This window comes from Bradyrhizobium sp. Rc3b (assembly GCF_900114915.1).
Lineage (GTDB): Bacteria > Pseudomonadota > Alphaproteobacteria > Rhizobiales > Xanthobacteraceae > Bradyrhizobium.
Genome location: NZ_FOUS01000017.1, coordinates 154760 through 174175, shown reverse-complemented (window position 1 = coordinate 174175; position 19416 = coordinate 154760). Strand labels below are relative to the sequence as shown.

General features: G+C 58.8%; 18 protein-coding genes and 1 pseudogene. 11 read left to right on the top strand and 8 right to left on the bottom strand.

Annotated features, from left to right (window positions below; all coding sequences use genetic code 11):
• The 3 genes and pseudogenes from BM190_RS32830 to BM190_RS32820 all read right to left on the bottom strand — a co-directional run.
• A pseudogene (locus tag BM190_RS32830) lies at nucleotides 1-1085 on the bottom strand (PAS domain S-box protein); the annotation flags it as partial.
• A gap of 112 nt (nucleotides 1086-1197) precedes the next feature.
• On the bottom strand, nucleotides 1198-1653 hold the full coding sequence (locus BM190_RS32825; protein ID WP_092261748.1) for a hypothetical protein: 456 nt from the start codon (nucleotides 1651-1653) through the stop codon (nucleotides 1198-1200).
• A 30-nt stretch (nucleotides 1654-1683) separates the two neighbouring features.
• Complete coding sequence (locus tag BM190_RS32820) at nucleotides 1684-2052, bottom strand: antibiotic biosynthesis monooxygenase family protein (RefSeq protein WP_244550795.1); 369 nt, start codon at nucleotides 2050-2052, stop codon at nucleotides 1684-1686.
• A 97-nt stretch (nucleotides 2053-2149) separates the two neighbouring features.
• On the opposite strand from BM190_RS32820, the gene BM190_RS32815 reads away from it, so the two are divergent.
• A complete protein-coding gene (locus BM190_RS32815) occupies nucleotides 2150-2623 on the top strand; it encodes a MarR family winged helix-turn-helix transcriptional regulator (protein ID WP_092261746.1) in 474 nt (157 codons plus the stop codon).
• 574 nt (nucleotides 2624-3197) lie between these two features.
• On the opposite strand, the gene BM190_RS41970 is transcribed toward BM190_RS32815, so the two are convergent.
• Nucleotides 3198-3734 carry a S1/P1 nuclease gene (locus BM190_RS41970; RefSeq protein ID WP_092261745.1) on the bottom strand — a complete coding sequence of 179 codons (537 nt, stop codon included), beginning with the start codon at nucleotides 3732-3734 and terminating at the stop codon, nucleotides 3198-3200.
• A gap of 180 nt (nucleotides 3735-3914) precedes the next feature.
• Between BM190_RS41970 and tnpA the strand changes: the two genes are divergently transcribed.
• The 5 genes from tnpA (at nucleotide 3915) to BM190_RS32780 (ending at nucleotide 10864) form a co-directional block, all read left to right on the top strand.
• Nucleotides 3915-4367, top strand: coding sequence for an IS66-like element accessory protein TnpA (gene tnpA / locus BM190_RS32805; RefSeq protein ID WP_092261744.1), 453 nt, complete (start codon nucleotides 3915-3917; stop codon nucleotides 4365-4367).
• Nucleotides 4364-4744: an IS66 family insertion sequence element accessory protein TnpB gene (gene tnpB, locus BM190_RS32800; RefSeq protein ID WP_092261743.1), complete on the top strand. Its 381-nt coding sequence runs from the start codon at nucleotides 4364-4366 to the stop codon at nucleotides 4742-4744. Before tnpA ends, tnpB begins: the two co-directional genes overlap by 4 nt.
• A gap of 96 nt (nucleotides 4745-4840) precedes the next feature.
• Nucleotides 4841-6319 (top strand): IS66 family transposase, encoded by a 1479-nt coding sequence (tnpC, locus tag BM190_RS32795; RefSeq protein WP_092261759.1) that lies wholly within the window; start codon nucleotides 4841-4843, stop codon nucleotides 6317-6319.
• A gap of 580 nt (nucleotides 6320-6899) precedes the next feature.
• Nucleotides 6900-8435 (top strand): S10 family peptidase, encoded by a 1536-nt coding sequence (locus tag BM190_RS32785; protein ID WP_177237430.1) that lies wholly within the window; start codon nucleotides 6900-6902, stop codon nucleotides 8433-8435.
• Nucleotides 8436-10342: 1907 nt separating this feature from the next.
• Nucleotides 10343-10864, top strand: a complete 522-nt coding sequence (locus BM190_RS32780) for a hypothetical protein (RefSeq protein ID WP_177237429.1) — start codon at nucleotides 10343-10345, stop codon at nucleotides 10862-10864.
• Nucleotides 10865-10945: 81 nt separating this feature from the next.
• Here the strand turns inward: BM190_RS32780 and BM190_RS32775 are convergent, their stop codons facing one another.
• The 4 genes from BM190_RS32775 to BM190_RS32760 form a co-directional block, all read right to left on the bottom strand.
• On the bottom strand, nucleotides 10946-11542 hold the full coding sequence (locus tag BM190_RS32775; protein WP_177237428.1) for an anthranilate synthase component II: 597 nt from the start codon (nucleotides 11540-11542) through the stop codon (nucleotides 10946-10948).
• The gene (gene pabB / locus BM190_RS32770) at nucleotides 11539-12933 is read right to left on the bottom strand and encodes an aminodeoxychorismate synthase component I (RefSeq protein WP_177237427.1); all 1395 of its coding nucleotides are present in this window, start codon (nucleotides 12931-12933) and stop codon (nucleotides 11539-11541) included. Before pabB ends, BM190_RS32775 begins: the two co-directional genes overlap by 4 nt.
• 155 nt (nucleotides 12934-13088) lie before the next feature.
• Nucleotides 13089-13400: a Dabb family protein gene (locus tag BM190_RS32765; RefSeq protein WP_092261739.1), complete on the bottom strand. Its 312-nt coding sequence runs from the start codon at nucleotides 13398-13400 to the stop codon at nucleotides 13089-13091.
• 134 nt (nucleotides 13401-13534) lie between these two features.
• Nucleotides 13535-14170 carry a GntR family transcriptional regulator gene (locus BM190_RS32760; RefSeq protein WP_092261738.1) on the bottom strand — a complete coding sequence of 212 codons (636 nt, stop codon included), beginning with the start codon at nucleotides 14168-14170 and terminating at the stop codon, nucleotides 13535-13537.
• A 114-nt stretch (nucleotides 14171-14284) separates the two neighbouring features.
• Here BM190_RS32760 and bioB point away from each other — a divergent pair, with 114 nt between their 5' ends.
• The 5 genes from bioB (at nucleotide 14285) to BM190_RS32735 (ending at nucleotide 18805) form a co-directional block, all read left to right on the top strand.
• On the top strand, nucleotides 14285-15298 hold the full coding sequence (gene bioB, locus BM190_RS32755) for a biotin synthase BioB (protein WP_092261737.1): 1014 nt from the start codon (nucleotides 14285-14287) through the stop codon (nucleotides 15296-15298).
• 32 nt (nucleotides 15299-15330) lie between these two features.
• Entirely contained in the window at nucleotides 15331-15684 is a 354-nt protein-coding gene (panD, locus tag BM190_RS32750) for an aspartate 1-decarboxylase (protein WP_092261736.1), read from the top strand.
• Between the two features lie 72 nt (nucleotides 15685-15756).
• Nucleotides 15757-16908, top strand: a complete 1152-nt coding sequence (locus BM190_RS32745) for an 8-amino-7-oxononanoate synthase (RefSeq protein ID WP_092261735.1) — start codon at nucleotides 15757-15759, stop codon at nucleotides 16906-16908.
• Nucleotides 16908-17543 carry a dethiobiotin synthase gene (gene bioD / locus BM190_RS32740; protein WP_092261757.1) on the top strand — a complete coding sequence of 212 codons (636 nt, stop codon included), beginning with the start codon at nucleotides 16908-16910 and terminating at the stop codon, nucleotides 17541-17543. The genes BM190_RS32745 and bioD overlap by 1 nt, the downstream gene beginning before the upstream one ends.
• Nucleotides 17540-18805 (top strand): adenosylmethionine--8-amino-7-oxononanoate transaminase, encoded by a 1266-nt coding sequence (locus BM190_RS32735; RefSeq protein ID WP_092261734.1) that lies wholly within the window; start codon nucleotides 17540-17542, stop codon nucleotides 18803-18805. Before bioD ends, BM190_RS32735 begins: the two co-directional genes overlap by 4 nt.
• The last annotated feature ends 611 nt before the right edge of the window (nucleotides 18806-19416 follow it).

The window sequence follows — 19416 nt, the reverse complement described above, 5'->3', positions numbered from 1 at the left end:
ACCAGAGGCTGTCCTCGTCGCTCGTGCCTGCGCATGGATGTGCTTTACCGAGCCGTCCGGTAGCAGAAGCCGGTATTCATGCTCGAAATCGCTCGGGTCTCGCATCGCGCGATCGATAATTTCTCTAACCGAAGACCTATCATCTGGATGCGTGCGCTCAACGATCAGCTGCGGCCCCGGTAGCACTGTTTGAGGGTCCAATTGGAAAATTCGAAATGTTTCCTTTGACCAGAAGGCCTCGCCGGTAGTGACGTTCCAGCTGAAGCTGCCTGTGTGACTCAACTCCTGCGCCTGGACCAGATGTGCTTCGCTCCGCTGCAGGGCGAGTTCGGTCCGCCTTCGCTCCGTGATATCTTCGCAGGCGATAAGGACAATGGGCTGCTCATCGCCCCAGAGCATGGCTTTGGCGTTTTCACGTACCCACAACACCGATCCGCCCTTACTGACTTTCTGGACGTCCCACGTGCGCGTCTGTCCGACATCCTCAAGGCACGTCCGAACGCATTCGCGAACGAACGCGCGATCCTCCTCGAGAAATACGTCCAGCACTGATCGACCGACCAGTTCAGCAGGAGCATAACCGAGTTGTGTCGCGCCAAGCGTATTGACGTTGAGGATAGTGCCGGCTTCATCGACCATGAAGTACATGGCGGGATTGTGCTCGAAGATGGCGCGCCACCGCTTTTCGCGATCCTCCAAATCGGCCGCACTCCGCTGAAGCTTGGCCGCAACGACACGCGCAGCCTCTCTTTCCTGGCGGAGCTTTCCGACCAGGTGCGCTCCCACAATCGAGGCAATAAAGAATGCAACTACCACCGGCAGATCTTGGGGTCATCGATTCGCAGGCTGAACGCCGGCGGCGCAAAGTAGTAAGCGAGAGCAGCGATGGTTACGATGCAAAGCGCCGACGACGCAATGAAACTGCCCATCAGCGAAAACAGCAAGATCACTAACAAATACGCGAATGCCGTCGCAGCGAAATGCGCGTGAAGGTACAAGCAGGCCAGTGTTACCACGGTCAGGGTTATGCTGCCGAAGGTAAACTGAAGGGTCGAACGTTCTAAACTGCTGATCGGGCTACGCATTCTGATACCACCCGGCCTGTTCTCCGGCGGGAGAACTAGAACATTTTAGGCGCGTACTCATAAAGCCACGACAATACCCGGGCCTCAGGTCAGTTGTCCGCGCGGTTCTGGTTCAGTTGGTCAAGCGGGTTTGTGGCGCAACCCATCCCTTCATTTTGAGACCGTCCCGCATGTTGAGAGCAAGAAGTGTAATGTTCGTTGCGCCCGCGACGAGCTCGATCACCTGCACAGCATAGAACGTGCCATCGAATTCTGCCGCCTGAGCCTTGGACGCGAGGAAGAGCGCAGACGGAATAAGAATCACGATGCCGTTTCCTGCAATGAATGGCATGCGCTTCAATTTGGCCCCGATCAGTCCGGCCCGGCGCGCCTTTGCCAAGATGACACCTGTACCACCGGTCGCAGCGAGCGTCGGAATCAGCAACAAGAAACCCCACGGTATGGTGCTCTTAACCGCTGCAACTGTGGCATGGGACGCGAACAGCTCGCTGAGTACCGTCGACAGCCAAAATGTGCCGATCGTTCCGATAGCCAAGGCACCAGCGACAGGATGGATCAACTTGATCATGAGTATCTTCCCTTCCTAAAAAGAGCAGGGCTAGGCAACGCAGATGCCGCGCACGGCAACTTTCTGGAACAGATGAGGGGAGGCTATCGCGGAGGCCGGATAGCTGGCGATTTTTGCTAGAAAGTCAGGATGGGTGAAGGCCGCGCGGAAGTGTGCGGTGGATTCCCAGACGGCGTAGTTCAGATAGGTCGAGCTGTCGCCGAGAGCTCTGTGCAGCTGAGTGGAAATGAAGCCCGGCTGTCGCTTCATGAACGCTGCGTCGTCCTGCCAGGTCTTGAGAAAAGCCGCCTCATCGGCTTTGTCGAGTGTGAATGGGTTCACCAGGACGACCGAATTTGCCTCAATAGCGATCTGGCGGTCGATCGGGAAAGAAGGGTCGAGTGGGCGTAGCAGCGACATGAGTACCTCCATTGCTATTTGATACGTGATGTCTAATTGGTATTATGTTCACGTACCACGTTGACATCATGATGTCAATACAAAACAATGGTGACAAATGAATAGAGCCAAGCGAACCCCGGAGGGTGACGCCCTGACCGACCTTGTTCTCGATCTATTCAGGCTCGACAGCCTATTTCTGACGGCCGGCGACCGTCTGGTCGCCCCGCTCGGCCTAACAAGCGCACGCTGGCAGGTGCTTGGCGCCATTGTGTCCGCCGAACGTCCCCAACCGGTCGCTTGGCTCGCACGTGACCTCGGCGGCAATCGTCAAAACGTGCAGCGGATTATCAATGATCTGCACAGAGAGGGCCTCGTATCTTTTGAGGTCAACCCGCATCACCGACGGGCGCAGCTCGTCGTGCTCACTACGAATGGACAGCGCGCCTTCGAAGCCGCAATGGAGTTGCAGGCTCCTTGGATCAACGATCTTTCAGAAGGGCTGTCGGTCAAGGATATACGGATTGTCCATCGCGTGATCACGGCCTTGCGAGATAAGCTTGAGGGCAGTCGTGAGGACAAGTCGGCCTGACATGGCAAAAGCATTGTGATTGGCCCGGCGCCCGTGATTCAAGCTCCCAAACTGGGGCTTCGAATCATGCGCCATGAACTAACGCTACGAATGGGCAGCTATCGAGTCTATGCTACCAAACAAGCCGCGTGGAGACCCTCGGGTAAAACGACCGACGCGTCCTCAATAGTATCTGCTGGATGCTGCGATCTGGTGTATGGTGGATTTAATGAGTTTCAACCTTAGCTTAGTACGCGGTTCGCGCGCCGATTGCCTTCAAGCCGCACGACCCTCATCGCGCAGAACCGTCCTCGGATATCGTGCGGACTTCGAGTGTACAAAGCATCCAACACTGATCTTGTTAAATCATGATTATCGAGAATTAGTGGGAGGTGTTCTGCGGCCGACCTAAGGTTGGCAGTTCGTCTAGGAATTGCCGAGTGCATCTTCCAGAATAGCCTTAAGACGCGCGGCTTCCTTTACCACCTCGCGATCCAGGTCCGCTTTGATGGCCACGGCATAATCGTTGCTGATCCTACGGCGTGGCCCGAATCGTTGTGGTCCAGCGTTCCTGCGGGCAGGAGCTGATAGGCTCTTATACCCAGGGCGTGCTTATCGTTCGCGCAAGCAGCAACTCGTGCTTCATCATAGGGCTGGGCTTCGACTGTCGGCAGCGGACCGGCATCCAGCGCATCAGTTTAACTCTCCCACGATACGCTTGGTGACCGACCAGAGAGGTCCTCCCACATGCTGTGGAATGTCGGCGCGCGCGTACATCACGTGCCGTCGGGTCGCTTCGCGTGCAAGATGACATAAAGTTTGTTACCGCATTGATCGCCGTTGTGTTCGCTTGCGTGAACGGCTGCTCCAGGTCCCCAGCCAGATGGACAACGAGCCTCAGCGCACGCAACCTGTCTTCCTCAGGGCGTGAATTGTCTTTGAGGATCGCAATCGCCGCCGGAAGACCTTCGAGGATGCAGGTTCCCTGGTTGTGTTCAACCTTGCAACCAAGAGCGACGTCATATGTCGGCCGCTCGATGTCGATATCGACGAAATGCCGGCGATAGGTGTCCTTTCCTTCCGGCGTTGATTTATAGTCGCCCACCCAGTTTGAGATGGCGGCCAGCGAAATGTGCCGATCGGCTCCTTGAGCTTGAGCTGCCGGACTTAAGTGCCGCTACGCCAGTTCCGCGATGACAGAATGACGTAGCTGTCCCCACGCTAGGGCGTAAGCGTCGTTCCGCTCCCACCTTCTCGGGGCACATCGGATAGGCGAGTTTCACGATCTCTTTGAAGGGATCGGCTTGTGTCTATGCTTGACCATACGTTTAAGTCGGACGTGACGGCGCGCCGGCTGGAAGTGATCACGGAGACGGGACGCCGTCGTTGGTTCTCGAAGGACGACAAGGCGCGGATCGTCGAGGAGACGCTGGTACCAGGCGCGGTCGTTTCCGAGATTGCCCGGCGACACGGACTGACCCCACAACAAGTGTTCACCTGGCGCCGGCAAGCCCGCCGGCTGCCCACGGCGATGGCTGACGATCCGCCGTTTGTACCGGCGGTGGCAGACGCCATGGTGCCAGCCGAGGCGGTTGGCCATGAGCGCAAGGGAGCGCGACGCACGGCCAAGCCGGATGCCCGGGCTCGCCGTTGCGATGTCGGGGGCATCGAGATCGAAGCCGAAGGCGTCACGATCCGGGCCGGCCGAGGCGCGGACGTGGCGATGATTGCGGCCATCGTCCATGCGTTGAAGGCAAGCCGGTGATCGGCCCGTCCGGAACTGTCCGGGTAATGGTGGCAACCAAGCCGGTCGACTTTCGCAAGGGAATGGAGGGGCTTGCCATGTTGGTACGCGAGCACATGAAGGCGGATCCGTTCTCGGGTGCTGTTTATGTGTTCCGAGCCAAGCGCGCGGACCGGATCAAGCTGATCTTCTGGGACGGTACGGGTTTATGCCTGTTCGCCAAGCGGCTCGAGGAAGGCGTCTTCCGCTGGCCGAAGATCGAGGATGGCGTGATGCGTTTGTCGGCGGCGGAATTGTCGGCGCTGCTCGAAGGGCTTGATTGGCGGCGTGCACGCGGCACGGGAGACGGTCGTCCCGACGCAAGCCGGATAATTGTGGGCCGCGCTGCGGCGAAGTGAATCAGGGGCATCGAGCACGTCGTCAGGCGGGCGCGAATATGCTCTGATTTGCCTGTGAGCGATAACCTTCCCGATGATCCTGAGACGCTGAAGGCGATGCTGCTTGCAGAGCGGCACGAGAGCGAGCGGCTGCGCCAGATCATCAAGGAGCTGCAGCGTCATCGCTTTGGCCGGAAGGCCGAGTCGCTTCCCGAGGAGCAGATGCTGCTCGGTCTCGAGGACGTCCAACAGGTTGCGGCCTGTACGGAAGCCAGCCAGGACGAGACAGCTCCGGAAGGCCGGGCGGAGCGCGCACGCAAGCGCCGCGTCAATCGTGGAGCACTGCCGGCGCATCTGCCGCGGATCGAGGTCGTCGTCGACATCGACGACAAGACCTGCCCCTGCTGCCAGGGCGAACTGCATCGGATCGGTGAAGACAAGAGCGAGCGACTGGACATGGTGCCGGCGCAGTTCCGCGTTGTCGTCACCCGACGTCCCAAATACGCCTGCAGAGCCTGCGAAGATGGCGTCCTGCAGGCCGAGGCTCCGGCCCGGTTGATCGAGGGCGGACTGCCGACGGAGGCCACCGTCGCCCAGGTTCTGGTGTCCAAATATGCCGATCATCTGCCGCTCTACCGGCAGGCCCAGATCTACGCCCGCCAGGGCATCTATCTCGACCGGTCGACGCTGGCAGACTGGGTGGGACATGCGGCCTTCCATCTGCGCCCGCTGCATGAGCGCCTTCTCACTGTGCTTCGCGCGAGGTCCAAGCTGTTCGCCGACGAGACGACGGTGCCGGTGCTCGATCCCGGTCGAGGGCGCACCAAGACCGGCCAGCTCTGGGCTTATGCCGCCGACGATAGGCCCTGGGGCGGCCTCGATCCACCCGGCATCGCCTATGTCTATGCCCCCGACCGCAAAGCCGAGCGGCTGTTCAGCCATCTTGCCGGCTTCAAGGGCGTCCTGCAGGTCGATGGCTACATCGCCTACCCAAAGCTTGCCGACCGCGGCGAGGTCGAGCTTGCATTCTGCTGGGTGCACATGCGGCGCAACTTCTACGAACTCGCGACCGCCGGCCCCGCGCCAATTGCAAGCGAGGCGCTGAAGCACATCGCCGCATTCTATGCGATCGAGAAGGAGATCCGCGGCCGCAGCGCGGAGGAGCGCCGCCTGGTGCGGCAGCAGAAGAGCCGACCACTGGCCGATGCCTTCGAGGTATGGCTGCGCGCCAAGCTGGCTCTCATCAGCCAGAAGATCAAGCTCGCCGAGGCCATCCGCTACGCCCTCTCGCGCTGGCAAGGTTTAACGCGCTTCATCGATGACGGCCGCATCGAGCTCGACAACAACACGGTCGAACGATCGATCCGTGGCATCAAGCTCAGTCGCAAGAACTCGCTATTTGCTGGATCCGACGGCGGTGCCGAACACTGGGCTGTCGTCGCGTCCCTAGTCGAGACCTGCAAGATCAACGACCTTGATCCGCTCGCCTATCTCACCGATGTCCTGACCAGGATCGTCAACGGACATCCAAACCGCGACATCGACCAGCTACTGCCTTGGGCCTACCGAGCTCAAGCCCTCAAAGCCGTGGCCTGAAAACGACGCTTACGCTAGGGCGGAAGATGTGTTGCCTACAGCTGCGGTGCAGATCGCAAGTATGGGTCTGAGTGATTGCCCAATATTGATGAAGTGCGTCAAGTCGAGAGGACATAGGCAGGTGCTTGTGTTACCGCACGTCAACCGGGGGCATGGATGCCGTCGGGCGTGGCACGAAGCCATTTTGGTGCTGGTCACGTGCCGCCAACATTATCGTAAAAGCCGCGAGGAGGATTAGGAGTAGGGCCAAGGATCCAATACTCACTCTGACGATGGCGACAAGGTAAACGACGGCCAGGAGATTTCTCGCAAGCTTGTCGTAGCCGGTTGTAACGCGCTGAAACCTCCTTGAGCCGGCAGAAGCACGCATCGATAACACCGCATGCTCGTCGGCGAGTTGGGGGTCCACCCGGTTAGATTTGTATGCACGGAGGGAATTCCCCCTTTGTGCGCGCACGCGGTGATGATGACGACTACTGGCTCTAGTAGGTTTGTTGTACCCCCAAATGAGTTAGCGATCAGAATTGCTTTGACAGATGGGTTCCGCGCACAGGGTGCACGCCGGGACAGGAGAAACTCGATGCATTTGACCGCGCTGCGCCACACCTCTCTTGCGCTGATCCTGTTTGCCTGCGGGGGAATGGAGAGCGCTCTAGCCGCCGATTCGGCGCCTGTTCAGGTCACTACGTCGCCCGGCCAGAAGGCTGGCGCTGGGCAAACGCCGAGTATGCGATCGCCGGCCGAGCAGCATCGCCTGCCGCCGGACTCCAGCACCGCGCAAACGCTTGAGCTCCCCGGGCGGACGCTTTCTTTCGTCGCGACCGCCGGCTCCATCCGCCTATTCGACGACAAGGGCGAGCCCCAGGCCGACATCGCCTATACTGCCTATCAGCTTGACGGAGCCGACCGCGGCTCGCGCCCCGTAACATTCTTCTTCAATGGCGGACCGGGCTCATCATCGGCCTGGCTGCACCTCGGTAATGCCGGACCGTGGCGGTTGCCGATCAATGCGGACGAGGTCACGCCATCGACCTTTCCGGAGGCGCGGCCAAACGCGGAAACTTGGCTCGATTTCACCGATCTCGTGTTTCTTGACCCCGTAGGCACCGGCTATAGCCGCTTCGTCGGAACCGGCGATGATGCGCGCAAGCAGCTCTATTCCGTTGACGGCGACGTCAACGCGCTCGCGCTGGTGGTCCGCCGCTGGCTCGAAATGCATGACCGGCTGTTGTCGCCGAAATACATCGTGGGTGAAAGCTATGGCGGGATTCGCGGGCCAAAGGTTGTCCAGCAGTTGCAGATGCAGCAGGGCATAGGCATCAAGGGACTGATTATGGTCTCGCCACTGTTCGACTACAGTCAGTTTACCAGCACGAGCCTGCTGCGATACGTCGCAACCCTGCCAAGCTATGTCGCGACCCTGCGCGAAGCCGAGGGTCCGGTAAAGCGATCTGATCTTGCCGACGTGGAAGCCTATGCACGCGGCGAGTTTCTGGTCGATCTCATGAAAGGCCAGGCGGACAATGAAGCGACCACGCGCCTGGCCGACAAGGCCGCAGCGCTGACTGGCATCGACCAGAAGGTCAGTCGTAGGCTGGCGGGCCGCTTCGGCCTCCCGGAGTTCCGCCGTGAACTCGAGCGTAAAAACGGTAAGTTAATTGGCAATTATGACGCCTCGGTGCGTGGCCTCAATCCGTATCCGGACTCCGATTTCCCACTTTCCGGTGATCCCTCCAGCGATACGCTATTGGCGCCTCTGACCAGCGCCACTGTCGATCTGCTTACGCGCAAGCTTAATTGGCGGCCGGACGGGTCTTACGAGCTGCGCAACGGCGCGGTTGGGCGGGCTTGGGATTTCGGTCGCGGCTCTCCAGAGTCCCTTTCACAGCTGCGCCAGATTCTGGCAACGGACCGGAAGATGAAATTGCTCGTCGCACACGGCCTGTTTGACCTCGTCACCCCCTATTTCGCATCGCAGATCGTGCTGGATCAGTTGCCGCCGTTTGCCTCGGCACCGCGCCTCAAGCTTGTAGTCTATCCGGGCGGCCATATGTTCCATTCACGAGATACCTCGCGCCAAGCTTTTCGTGCAGAGGTCGAAGCGATGATGAAGTAACGCCGACGATTTGGTCACAAGCAAGTTCGCGTGAGGCGAATGACTCGCCGAAAGACTTGTATATCACCTAAAGTCAGGAGCAATGCTCCTGGACGGCCGAGGTTATGATGCGGACCGGAAGAAGGCGCATCGGCCAACATTCCGCAGCGCTGCAATCGCTGAGATCCAATCAATCTTCGCCCGCATCTCTATTTGAACCGGAATTCCGTCGAGCGCTTCCTCAACAACGTCGAGCATACCGGCGCGTGGCACGCGAAGACAAACTCACCGCCAACTACCCGGCCCTCATCCAACTTGCATCGCATCAATCAGGCTGTGGGTGCATGTTGATGAGTGCCCGTGCCAAAGCTGGAACGATCTTTGCTACCATCTCGCGGCTGGCTCAAGCATGCAAGAAGAACCGGCGCGCTGAGAGTACATCGGGTCTGGCACGAGCAATGTTCTACGGCTATGAATCAAAATATGTCGCTTGCAAGAGCAAACTCATCTTGCTCCTGGCCTCGACCATCGTTTCGCTCTCTGCAGCGGCACCTGCATCCGCCGCGACTTTTGCGCTGCCATCCGCCGCCTCTGAGACATCCGCGGCAGCGACCCCAATTCTGCTAGCCCGCGACGTCGCAGAGCCTCTGCCTGGAGCGCTCGAACGCCACAAAGCGAGGACGGCATTAATACCTCCAATGAAAGTGGACAATTGTCGATGCGACGACCCCCTAGGGACCCTCGAGCCGGCGACATTGCACGTCGTAGAATTCTTAGCAGCCTTTTTCGGAATATGCGGGTTGGTGCTTTACCAGTTAGGAGAACGCGCATGCAACCAGGATTACTCGAAACGATATATGCAATTATGAAACGGCTCACATCCCGTGCCCTGGAGAGGGGCGGCCTTACGGGGCATCCCACCCACACAGCCTATTGGCCACCAACACTTCACAAAATTTGATTCTCGTTCGTTCTCGCCGTTAGCCACCGAACAGCGGGACATTTGCGCTCAAAAGATGCATTTTCCCTCGCAGACCGCAGGAATAGTGCAGCGAATTTGAGTAGTAATCGGGTGATCGGCTATTCACCGTGAAGGCAGCCGCCCCCCTCGTGCTGCTTCCCCATGAAGGACGGTTCATGCGCGATCATGACATTGTGTCCGGCAGCCTGTTGGCGCTGACAGCCGCTGGGCTTGCGCTGCTTTGCTCTAGCCTGCTCGCATTTGCTTTGATTTAGATCCCGCGGTCGACCTTTGGCGCGCTAGGATCCCTGCAAGACGTCACGCAAGACGGTACGCAGCCGGACAGAGTGCGCTGGTATGGTTTTCCACTTATGGCGGCCCGGCGGTTGTAGATGACCTGCTTAAGCAGCCGTAGGGATCCGCTTCCTCGAAACGCTTCGCTTTCGCATGTCGTGCCCGCCTTTTTTGAACGGCGGATCTGATCTCCTGGCTGGGCTTCGTGCAGTGCCCACTAACAACGTAGGTCCCTCTCCATCGAACGATATAGTTAGTCTTATGATTGCGCTCGCATCACGCGCTTTTTGCGTGGCTTGCGCAGCATTTCTGCGCCAGGTCAACTTCGGCGCGACAACTATCGACCCTCGAACAATCAGGCACAGGAGCGCTGGGGGCGTCACCCAGCAAATCCCCAACGCGCACAGCGTTTGAGTGAGGCGGCCCCCTCAAGAGCAAGCAGATATGAATGTGCTTCACGGGTAAACCCCTCTACCGGCCCTCATTATTTACCTCACCACCTGGGGCGCAATGCGCAGCTCGTACAAACCCTGATGCGATGAAGCCCCGGTTTTGGGGACAACATTGCTGAAAACGATGCAGCGGGGGTTGCGGCTCGCGGCAGCTCTTGACCATCTTCTGCTATCGCGGCAACGAGAACAACCAAAGCAGATCGAGATGATGAGAGCGGGGTGTGGCTGTGCCGGATCAATCCCAAGCATCGGAGTTGCCGCCGGTCCTGCAGAGACCGTCGAAAGGCTTTCGGTGGATCGTTGCTCTTCTAGCCGTATTGCTCGCTTTTTGCGCCGGAGGCGCCTATTTTTGGACGAATATCGAAACGTTTGCGGAGGCGCCGCCGGCGCATGAAGTCGTGCCTCCCACGCTTGGCTTGTCACCTGAGGATAGGGACGTCCTTTTAGGGATCCAATCAGGGCAGCAGAAGACAGCCGATGAAATTGCCGAGCTCAATCGCAACGTCGATGCGCAGCAAGCCGAGCTAAAGCGGGTCTCGGATCAGATCGCAGCCCTGGCCCAAAGAATCGAGGAGCTGCAGAATCCGGCGCATATTGCTTCTCCTGCTACTTCTACCACTTCGCCACCCGTGCGTACCACATCCAAGCCGGCCAAGAGAGACGTCCGGCCCTCGAAACCGCAAGGTCCGGTTTCTGTCGGAGGCGCGCCGCTGACCGCGGAGCCGAGCACGGAACAGCGCTGATTTCCACAAAATGCCTGCCATTTGACGCTGCGCCTTCCAACCACTTCGGAAACCAACGGTCCACCATCTTGATGGAGCCTCTCATTGCTCCGCGTGGTTTCGGAAATCCTCTGTCAGTCGCAAGAAGTTCATAAGCAGGACGTGCCCCTGTGAGGTAAGTATCGACTCGGGATGGAACTGGACCCCATAGGTGGGATAATAGCCGTGCGTGATGGCCATGATCTCGCCTTCCTCCGAACGCGCTGTCACTATGAAGTTCTGCGCACATGACTGATCAAGCTCGACGATAAGAGAATGGTAGCGCCCGACGTCAAGCGGGGTCGGCAGCCCCTTGAATAACCCTCGGCCGTCATGCGCAACGTATGAGGGCCGACCGTGCATGGGTCGATACGCACGCGCCACCCGTCCTCCGAAAACGCTCGCAATGCACTGATGTCCAAGGCAGATGCCAAGAATTGGCACGCGCCCTGAAAGTTCGCGGACCACTGCTATCGATATTCCTGCCTCTGTTGGGGTGCAGGGGCCGGGCGATATCACCACCGCGCGCGGCTTGAGACCAACGAGCTCGCTGATGCTGATAGCGTCGTTTCGGATCACTTTCGTGGCTTCACCGAGCTTGTGAAAATAGCGGGCAATGTTGAACACGAAGGAATCGTAATTATCGATGATCACAATCAAAATGCACCAGCTGGTTCAGAACCAAATGCATCAAAGATTCGCTCTGCCTTGGCGAGCACTTCCTCGTATTCGGCCTCGGGCTCCGACAGGGCCGTTATACCGCTGCCTGCATGAAACACAGCCAGGTCGCCGTCGATCGTGACAGTGCGGATCGCAATACTTGTGTCCATGTGCCCGTTGAAGCCGATGAAGCCGATCGCCCCGCAATAGACCTCTCGCGCTATGCGCTCGATTTCTGTAATAATTTCCATCGACCGCAGCTTTGGCGCTCCCGTAATGGAGCCGCCCGGAAAGCAAGCACGGAGCAGGCTAACGGCGTCTTCCTCTCCGGCAAGTTCCCCCATAACGATCGACACGAGATGGTGCACCGAGGCATAGGACTCGAGATTGCACAGGGCCGGAACCTCGACCGAATGCGCAGTGCAAACGCGTGACAGATCGTTTCGCAAAAGGTCGACAATCATCGTGTTCTCGGCATGATCCTTTTCGGAAGCGAGGAGAACAGCCGCACGGCGGTGGTCTTCCTTAGAATCAGGCGAACGCGCGATTGTGCCCTTGATGGGTCGTGTCTCGACTTGTCGCCCCTCAAGCTTCAGAAATCGTTCGGGCGAACTTGATGCGATGGTCAGCTTTCCCCATCGCAGCAGGGCCGCAAAAGGCGCCGGATTCAATGATCGCAGCTGGCAATAGAAGGCGATCGGATCAAACGAGGTCGGCAGGCGGGTGCTGAAACGCTGCGCAATATTCGTCTGGAAAACGTCACCGGCCAGGATCAAGTCGATCACGCGCTGCACCGCGGCAATGTAGCCCTCGCGGCTGAAGTTCGAGCGCCATGCGCGCACTTTGCCGGCACAACCGTTCTGTGGCGCCTTTGGACGGGCAAGCAATGCTGCAAACTCGTCGGCTCGACGACGCGCGCGCTCGCTCCGTCGCGCGCGATCCTGCTCCGGCCTTCCGGTCGAGACAATCCAGCATTTGTTATCCCGGTGATCGAAGCTGATGACCACATCATAAAAATGCAGGATGGATTGGGGCAAACCCAGACCGGCAATTGCCGGCGCAGACAGTCGCTCCAATGTCCTGTTCATGTCGTAGCCAAGGTAGCCCGCCGCTCCTCCCTGGAACGGCGGGAGATCCGGACGATGCTCTTGCGGGTACTTCGCGAGTAGCGTGCGAAGGACCTTCCATGGATCGGCCTCGAGAGTCAGTCCGTTCCAACTGCCTTGGCCGTTCGCGACCGTATAGGTGCTGAACGGGTCGCACGTTAGATATGAGTAACGCCCGAGCAACTCGTGCCTTGCTGCGCTATCGAGAAACGCAAGATGCGACCGATGCGCGAGACATTGCATCGCCGTGACAGGTTCAATCCACTGCAATTCGCGAACGTACATGGTGTTATCGGTCACCGGAGCCTGACGTCGAGGAAGTGTCGTTCATCTGTTGCCCCCAACCCGATGAGAATGACGCCCCGTCTGCGATGGGCCGAAAGCTTGGTCCATTGCCAAGTTTACGCGGCGGTAGACTTTTGCTGCCGGCACCGGCTGGCTCATCCTGCCGGGCAGGCGGAAGGTGCAGATACATCGTAGTCGGCCGCGAACCGCAGCTCGCGGAGCGGTCGGACGCGTTTAATCGACTCCTGGTAAAGATCGTGCGCTTTGTACGCTGCGAGCTCCGCCTCGCTGTCGAACTCACCGTAGACCACGATGTCGATATCGTTGCCGAGTTGATCGGCCTTGCGGTTGCGGGCAACCTCAAGCCGGCTGGCATGTGGTATCGTTGTCAGAAGTGAAAGACCTTCGAGGATCTGGTCGATATAGGCCTCGTCCTTGGCGCTGAAGAAGACGATGTGACGAATCATGGCTGTCCGTGAAGATGTCGCTAGCGGGCGGCATAACTATCTGCGAATAGAGCCCGTTGCAATGAGGCGAGTCACTTCCAGCATGATCGTCGCTCGCATCGCCGGCAATCCGCAAGCTGATCCTGCCAGGGTGCTCAGGACGCCGGAAAGGCAAGGCGCTCAATGGTCTGAATGTGCCGCGTCAGCAGGTTACAGGCTTGATCGACGTTGCGCGTTCGCAAGGCTTGCAGAATCAGGCGGTGATCTTGATTGGAGCGCGGTCGCCAGCCCACCGATCGCGCCATCGCGAACACCAATCGTGAATTGGCAAGCTGCAGTCCATCGAGGCTCGCGAGCAGACGCGGCATTCCGCAAGGCGCGACCAAGGCTTGGTGAAAAGCGCGGTTGGCCATCTCAAACTCCTCGATCGTCTTTGCATTGTCTCCTTCGGTCAAGGCGAGCTCGATCCGAGCCAAATGAGCTGTTGTGAGCCTTGGGCCCGAATGGCGCAATGCCACCACTTCCAGCGCGGCGCGCATTTCGGCGATCTCCTTCACTGACCGGGTATCGAGCGGGGCAACCCGAACACCGCGACGCGGCACAGCGACAACAAGATGTTGTGCCTGCAGCTGCCGAAAGGCCTCGCGCACCGGGACGTGGCTGGAATTGAATTCTCGTGCGACGTGATCCTGTCGGAGTGGCGCGCCTGGCTCTAGGGCGCCGCTGATAATGCGCTCAGCGATTGAGTCCGCGATGCGCGCCACCGTCGTCATGTTGTCGCCAGTGATCATAGATTATCTACCGCAATAACCGGTGCATTTGCGAGGCAGCTCGATTAGCATCTCTTCGAGAGCGATGACCATAGATAATTCACGCGATTATCTACAATTGAGCGGGATGGGCTTATGGATGCTGCTGCGCAAGTCCAAGGGAAGGAAACCGGCGACCGGGCGCAGGTTCGTAATCATTGGAGCGTCGAAGAGGCTAAGGCGCTCTACGCCCTTCCTTTTGCCGACCTGATGCTTCAGGCGCAGCGCGCTCATCGCGAGAACTTCGATCCAAACCACCTCGAAACTGCGAGCCTGCTCAGCATCAAGACCGGGGGCTGTCCGGAAGACTGCGGCTACTGCTCGCAAAGCGCGCATTACGAGACCGGCCTGAAAGCCACCCGACTGATGAATTGCGCCGATGTGGTTACGACCGCGCGGCGCGCAAAGGATGCGGGCGCGACGCGCTTCTGCATGGCTGCGGCCTGGCGCACTCCAAAAGATCGCGATCTCGATTCCGTTTGCGACATGGTCAATGCGGTCAAGGGACTTGGCATGGAAACGTGCGTCACGCTCGGCATGCTGACACCGAACCAGGCCGCTCGCCTCGCCGAGGCCGGCCTTGATTTCTACAATCACAATGTCGACACATCACCCGAGTTTTACAGCAAGATCATCACGACTCGCATCCTGCAGGACCGCATCGATACGCTGGCGCATGTGCGCGACGCCGGCATCAAGATCTGCTGCGGCGGGATTATAGGGATGGGCGAGCACGTCGAGGACCGCTTAGGTATGCTCGTGCTGCTCGCCAATCTCCCCAGTCATCCCGAAAGCGTGCCGATCAACCTATGGAACAGGATCGACGGCGTGCCGGTGGAAGACGCCGCGGAGCCTCCCGATCCGATCGCGCTGGTCCGGCTGGTGGCGACCGCGCGGATCATGATGTCGGGTAGTGTCGTTCGCTTGTCCGCCGGGCGGCAATACATGACCGATGAATTGCAGGCGCTTTGCTTCTTGGCCGGCGCAAATTCAATCTTCATCGGCGACGTGCTCTTGACCACCCAAAACCCGAAAGTTAATCGCGATGCAGATCTGCTGGCCCGGCTCGGCATCACGTCCGGGCTCGCCGGAGGGAACCAGTGCGCGTAATCTGTTACCCCTACATCCAGCCTAGGTGAGAAATGCAGATAACCTTAATGAAGGGCAAAATCCATCGCGCCTCAGTGACCGAAGCTGATCTGCACTATGAAGGATCGATCTCGATAGATCGTACGCTCCTGGAGGCAGCAGGAATGGTGATCAACGAGCGCGTCGAGATCTACAATGTCGAAACTGGAATGCGCTTTGCCACCTACGTGATCGAGGCGCCGCCGAGGTCTGGCACGATAAGCTTGAACGGTGCGGCCGCCCGACTGGCGATGCCCGGAGATAAGATCATTATCGTTGCATATGCCTCATTCGACGAGGCCGAAGCAAAGATATTCAAGCCACGCATTGTGCGTGTGGACCGAGATAATCGCGTCCTGGCCGGTTGAGCCTCAACGGCCATCCTTCCTTCTTCAATGGCCCACCGGACCATTTGCGTTTTGCGATCCTGGGAACGATGAATGCGGTCAATCCAAGCAGCTAGACTTAGTCCCTACGTCGCAGCGTTGAATGCCTTGAACGAAGACAAACGGCTGCGCTGTCTCAAGCCGCGCGCGGGGATCGATTTCGCATCAAACGACTATCTGGCGCTCGGGAGCGCGCCGCGCATCAAAAAGGCGATGGTCGCCGCGCTAGAGGCGGGCACTCCGGTCGGAGCCGGTGGGTCGCGGCTTCTGCGCGGCAATTGCGAGGAGCATGAACGGCTCGAAACGGAAGCGGCTCAGTTCTTTGGCGCGGAGGCGGCGCTTTTCTTTGGAGGCGGCTATATAGCAAATTTTGCCCTCCTGACGACGCTGCCGCAGCGCGGCGATCTGCTCGTTCTCGACTCGCTCGTGCACGCCAGTATTCACGAGGGGGCGCGAGCCAGCCGCGCAGATTGCCGAATTCACGCGCACAATGATCCCCAGTCACTTGAAGACGCGATTCGCGACTGGCGAGCCAAAGGTGGAGCGGGCCGCGTCTGGATTGTGGCCGAAAGCCTCTACAGTATGGATGGCGACTTCGCTCCGCTCGAAGAGCTGGTGGCAATCGCCGATCGCCATGACGCATTTCTGATCGTGGATGAGGCTCATGCCACAGGTGCTTACGGGCATCAGGGGCGAGGGCTCACGGCCCCTTATGGCAGGCGCGACAATCTCATCGTCGTTCATACCTGCGGCAAGGCGCTTGGTGCCGCGGGTGCCCTTGTTACGGCCTCCGGCATCCTGCGCGATTTCATGGTCAACCGCTGCCGTCCGTTCATTTTTGCCACCGCCCCATCACCTTTGATGGCTGTTGCCGTTCGAGAGGCACTCCTTATCCTGCAGAAAGAGCCGGAGCGGCAGCAACGGCTTGCCAAACTTGTTGCGTTCGCGCATCGGCGGATCACCTCCCTTGGTTTGCACACGCCGTCGACCTCTCAGATCGTGCCGTACATCATCGGTGACAATGCTCAGGCAATGCGACTTGCCTCTGCTCTGCAGGCGCGCGGCTTCGACATCCGCGGAATTCGGCCGCCAACCGTCCCAACAGGCACCGCCCGCTTGCGAATTTCGTTGACACTCAATGTTCGCGAAGCGGATGTGCGCGCAATGCTCGATGCGCTTGTTGAGGTGACGAGGGGGGCGTTTTGATAAATAAGCGGATCGTCGTGACTGGTACGGACACCGGGGTCGGCAAAACGATATTTTCCGCAGGGCTCGCCGGCCTTCTCGGCGCGAATTACTGGAAGCCGGTCCAGGCTGGTCTCGAACAAGAGACCGACTCCGAGTGCGTCCGCCGCCTCGGCGGCCTCTCGTCCGATCGGATTGTCCCGGAGCTCTATCGACTTCGGACGCCTGCGTCGCCCCATTACTCCGCGGAGATCGACGGCGTTCGCATAGACACAGAGACGCTTGGACTCCCGGACAGCGGCGAGCGGCAACTCGTGATCGAGGGTGCCGGCGGACTCATGGTGCCGCTGACAGCGCGCACTCTTTACATCGACATCTTCGAGCGCTGGCAGCTTCCTGTCGTGCTTTGCGCAAGGACGGGACTGGGCACAATCAATCACTCCTTGCTCTCAATAGAGTCTCTGCGGAAGCGTCAGATCCGAATCCTTGGAATTGCTTTCATTGGGGAAAGAAACGCCGAAACTGAAAGCGCGGTTTGCGAGATCGGGAGAGTGCGTTGGTTGGGACGGCTCCCGTGGCTTGTTCCCCTCACGAACGAAAGTCTGCAGGCCGCTTTCAAAGGATCCTTCGTTGGCAGTGATTTACTGAATCTATGAAGATAACCAAGAGGTCGCGGATCTGGCACCCGTTCACGCAGCATGCTCTGCAGCCGGACATGACGAAGGTGCTGCGGGCAGAGGGGGCTTATCTCTACACCGTAGATGGCCGACGCCTTATCGATGCAATCTCCTCCTGGTGGGTCGTCACCCACGGCCATTGCCATCCATGGATCGTGAACGCCATCCGAGAACAGGCAGACAAGCTCAACCAGGTTATCTTCGCCGGATACACTCACGACCCGGCTGAGCAAGTTGCGACGGAACTATTGAAGGTCACCTGCCCAGCGCTTGAGCATGTGTTCTTCTCCGATAGCGGCTCAACCAGCGTCGAAGTCGCCCTAAAAATGGCGCTCGGCTACTGGCACAATACCGGAAGACAGCGAACCCAAATTGTGGTGATGGAGCACTCGTACCATGGCGACACGATCGGGGCGATGTCGGTAGGTAGCCGAGGCGTCTTCAACTCAGCCTACGGCGCGCTGATGTTCGAGGTCACCTCGATTCCGTTCCCGGCAAGAGATCGCGAGCAAATAACGCTGGATGCGCTGGAAAACGCGTGTCGAAACGAACGTCCCGCAGCCTTTATCGTGGAACCTCTGATATTGGGTGCCGGTGGAATGCTGATGTATTCTCCGTCGGTGCTAAGAGAGATGAAGCGGATCTGCGAAGCCTTCGACGTCCTGTTCATTGCGGACGAGGTCATGACGGGCTGGGGCCGGACAGGTAGCTTGTTTGCGTGTGAGCAGGCCGATGTCACGCCCGATATTGCCTGCTATTCGAAAGGCCTCACGGCGGGGGCGCTGCCGCTCGCCGTCACACTCTGTCGTGCCGATATTTTCGATGCGCATTATTCCCAAGATCGTACGCGCACGTTTTTTCATTCGAGCTCATATACGGCAAATCCAGTGGCCTGCGCCGCAGCCAAGGCTAATCTGGACTTATGGCAGGATCAGGAATATCGCCGCCGCGTGGCGTCCTTGGCCGGGATGCAAGAAAAGGCACTCGCCCCATTCCGCGCCGATTCACGGTTTGCAAACGTTAGGCGGACAGGAACAGTCACAGCGCTCGAACTCAATACGAGCGATGTCGGCTATCTGGCGAACATCGGTCCGAAGCTTTTGGGTTACTTCCAAGCACGGAATCTGCTGTTACGCCCGCTCGGTAACACGATCTACGTGATGCCGCCTTACTGCGTTACGACGGCCGATCTTGATGAAATCTATGCTGCCATCCGTGAGGCTGCCGACTTGCTGATGTGAGATGCATCAGACTTGGCAATCGTGTGCAGTGCAGGATCTGCGAAACTGTCCGTATCGCTGCCATTTGATAGTTCAAGGAGGATGCAGCACCCCGCGGCTAGCGCGCTGACCTGCTTTAAGCACTTGCTTTAAGCGCTCTTGATCCAACCGCCGCAGTAATGCTGCGGAGTAGATAGAAAAGACGCAGCCTTTAGCTAAAATGCCGAGAGAATTGCGTTAATCCCGATAGGGAAATCCACTATCTTGAAAAAAGTCTCGTCGAGGTATTCTGCGCAAAGTCCTGCTTCGCAAGGCAGCCGCATATCAGAGCCAAGGCTCTTGATGGTTGTTTAAATTGGACCGCCGGGCGGCCGCAGCGTTGGAGCCGTGCGTGGTGCTGCGGTGAGAGGTCAGGGGGCTTCCCACGTAAATGCCTAACAGGAGGCGAGAATGCACATTGGCTTCCGTCATTCACTCGACCATTCAGCCACATGCTGTGCGATATGTGGCGGCAAGTTTGGGCTGATCCGCCATTACTGCTGGCGAACGGCCCTTTGCTCCAAGAAATGCGTCAACCGCTTCAAGGCGCGGCGGGAGGCCGATCAGAAATGGCTTCGATGGTTGCGGGCGGC

Excerpts from the sequence above, each read along its gene's own strand:
- BM190_RS32820 (WP_244550795.1), bottom strand. The coding sequence starts at position 2,052 with ATGTCGCTGCTACGCCCACTCGACCCTTCTTTCCCGATCGACCGCCAG.
- BM190_RS32735 (WP_092261734.1), top strand. The coding sequence starts at position 17,540 with ATGAAGATAACCAAGAGGTCGCGGATCTGGCACCCGTTCACGCAGCAT.
- BM190_RS32825 (WP_092261748.1), bottom strand. The coding sequence starts at position 1,653 with ATGATCAAGTTGATCCATCCTGTCGCTGGTGCCTTGGCTATCGGAACG.
- BM190_RS32765 (WP_092261739.1), bottom strand. The coding sequence starts at position 13,400 with ATGATTCGTCACATCGTCTTCTTCAGCGCCAAGGACGAGGCCTATATC.
- tnpC (WP_092261759.1), top strand. The coding sequence starts at position 4,841 with ATGCTGCTTGCAGAGCGGCACGAGAGCGAGCGGCTGCGCCAGATCATC.
- bioB (WP_092261737.1), top strand. The coding sequence starts at position 14,285 with ATGGATGCTGCTGCGCAAGTCCAAGGGAAGGAAACCGGCGACCGGGCG.
- panD (WP_092261736.1), top strand. The coding sequence starts at position 15,331 with ATGCAGATAACCTTAATGAAGGGCAAAATCCATCGCGCCTCAGTGACC.
- BM190_RS32760 (WP_092261738.1), bottom strand. The coding sequence starts at position 14,170 with ATGATCACTGGCGACAACATGACGACGGTGGCGCGCATCGCGGACTCA.
- BM190_RS32745 (WP_092261735.1), top strand. The coding sequence starts at position 15,757 with ATGCGGTCAATCCAAGCAGCTAGACTTAGTCCCTACGTCGCAGCGTTG.
- tnpA (WP_092261744.1), top strand. The coding sequence starts at position 3,915 with ATGCTTGACCATACGTTTAAGTCGGACGTGACGGCGCGCCGGCTGGAA.
- pabB (WP_177237427.1), bottom strand. The coding sequence starts at position 12,933 with ATGTACGTTCGCGAATTGCAGTGGATTGAACCTGTCACGGCGATGCAA.
- BM190_RS32785 (WP_177237430.1), top strand. The coding sequence starts at position 6,900 with ATGCATTTGACCGCGCTGCGCCACACCTCTCTTGCGCTGATCCTGTTT.
- BM190_RS32815 (WP_092261746.1), top strand. The coding sequence starts at position 2,150 with ATGAATAGAGCCAAGCGAACCCCGGAGGGTGACGCCCTGACCGACCTT.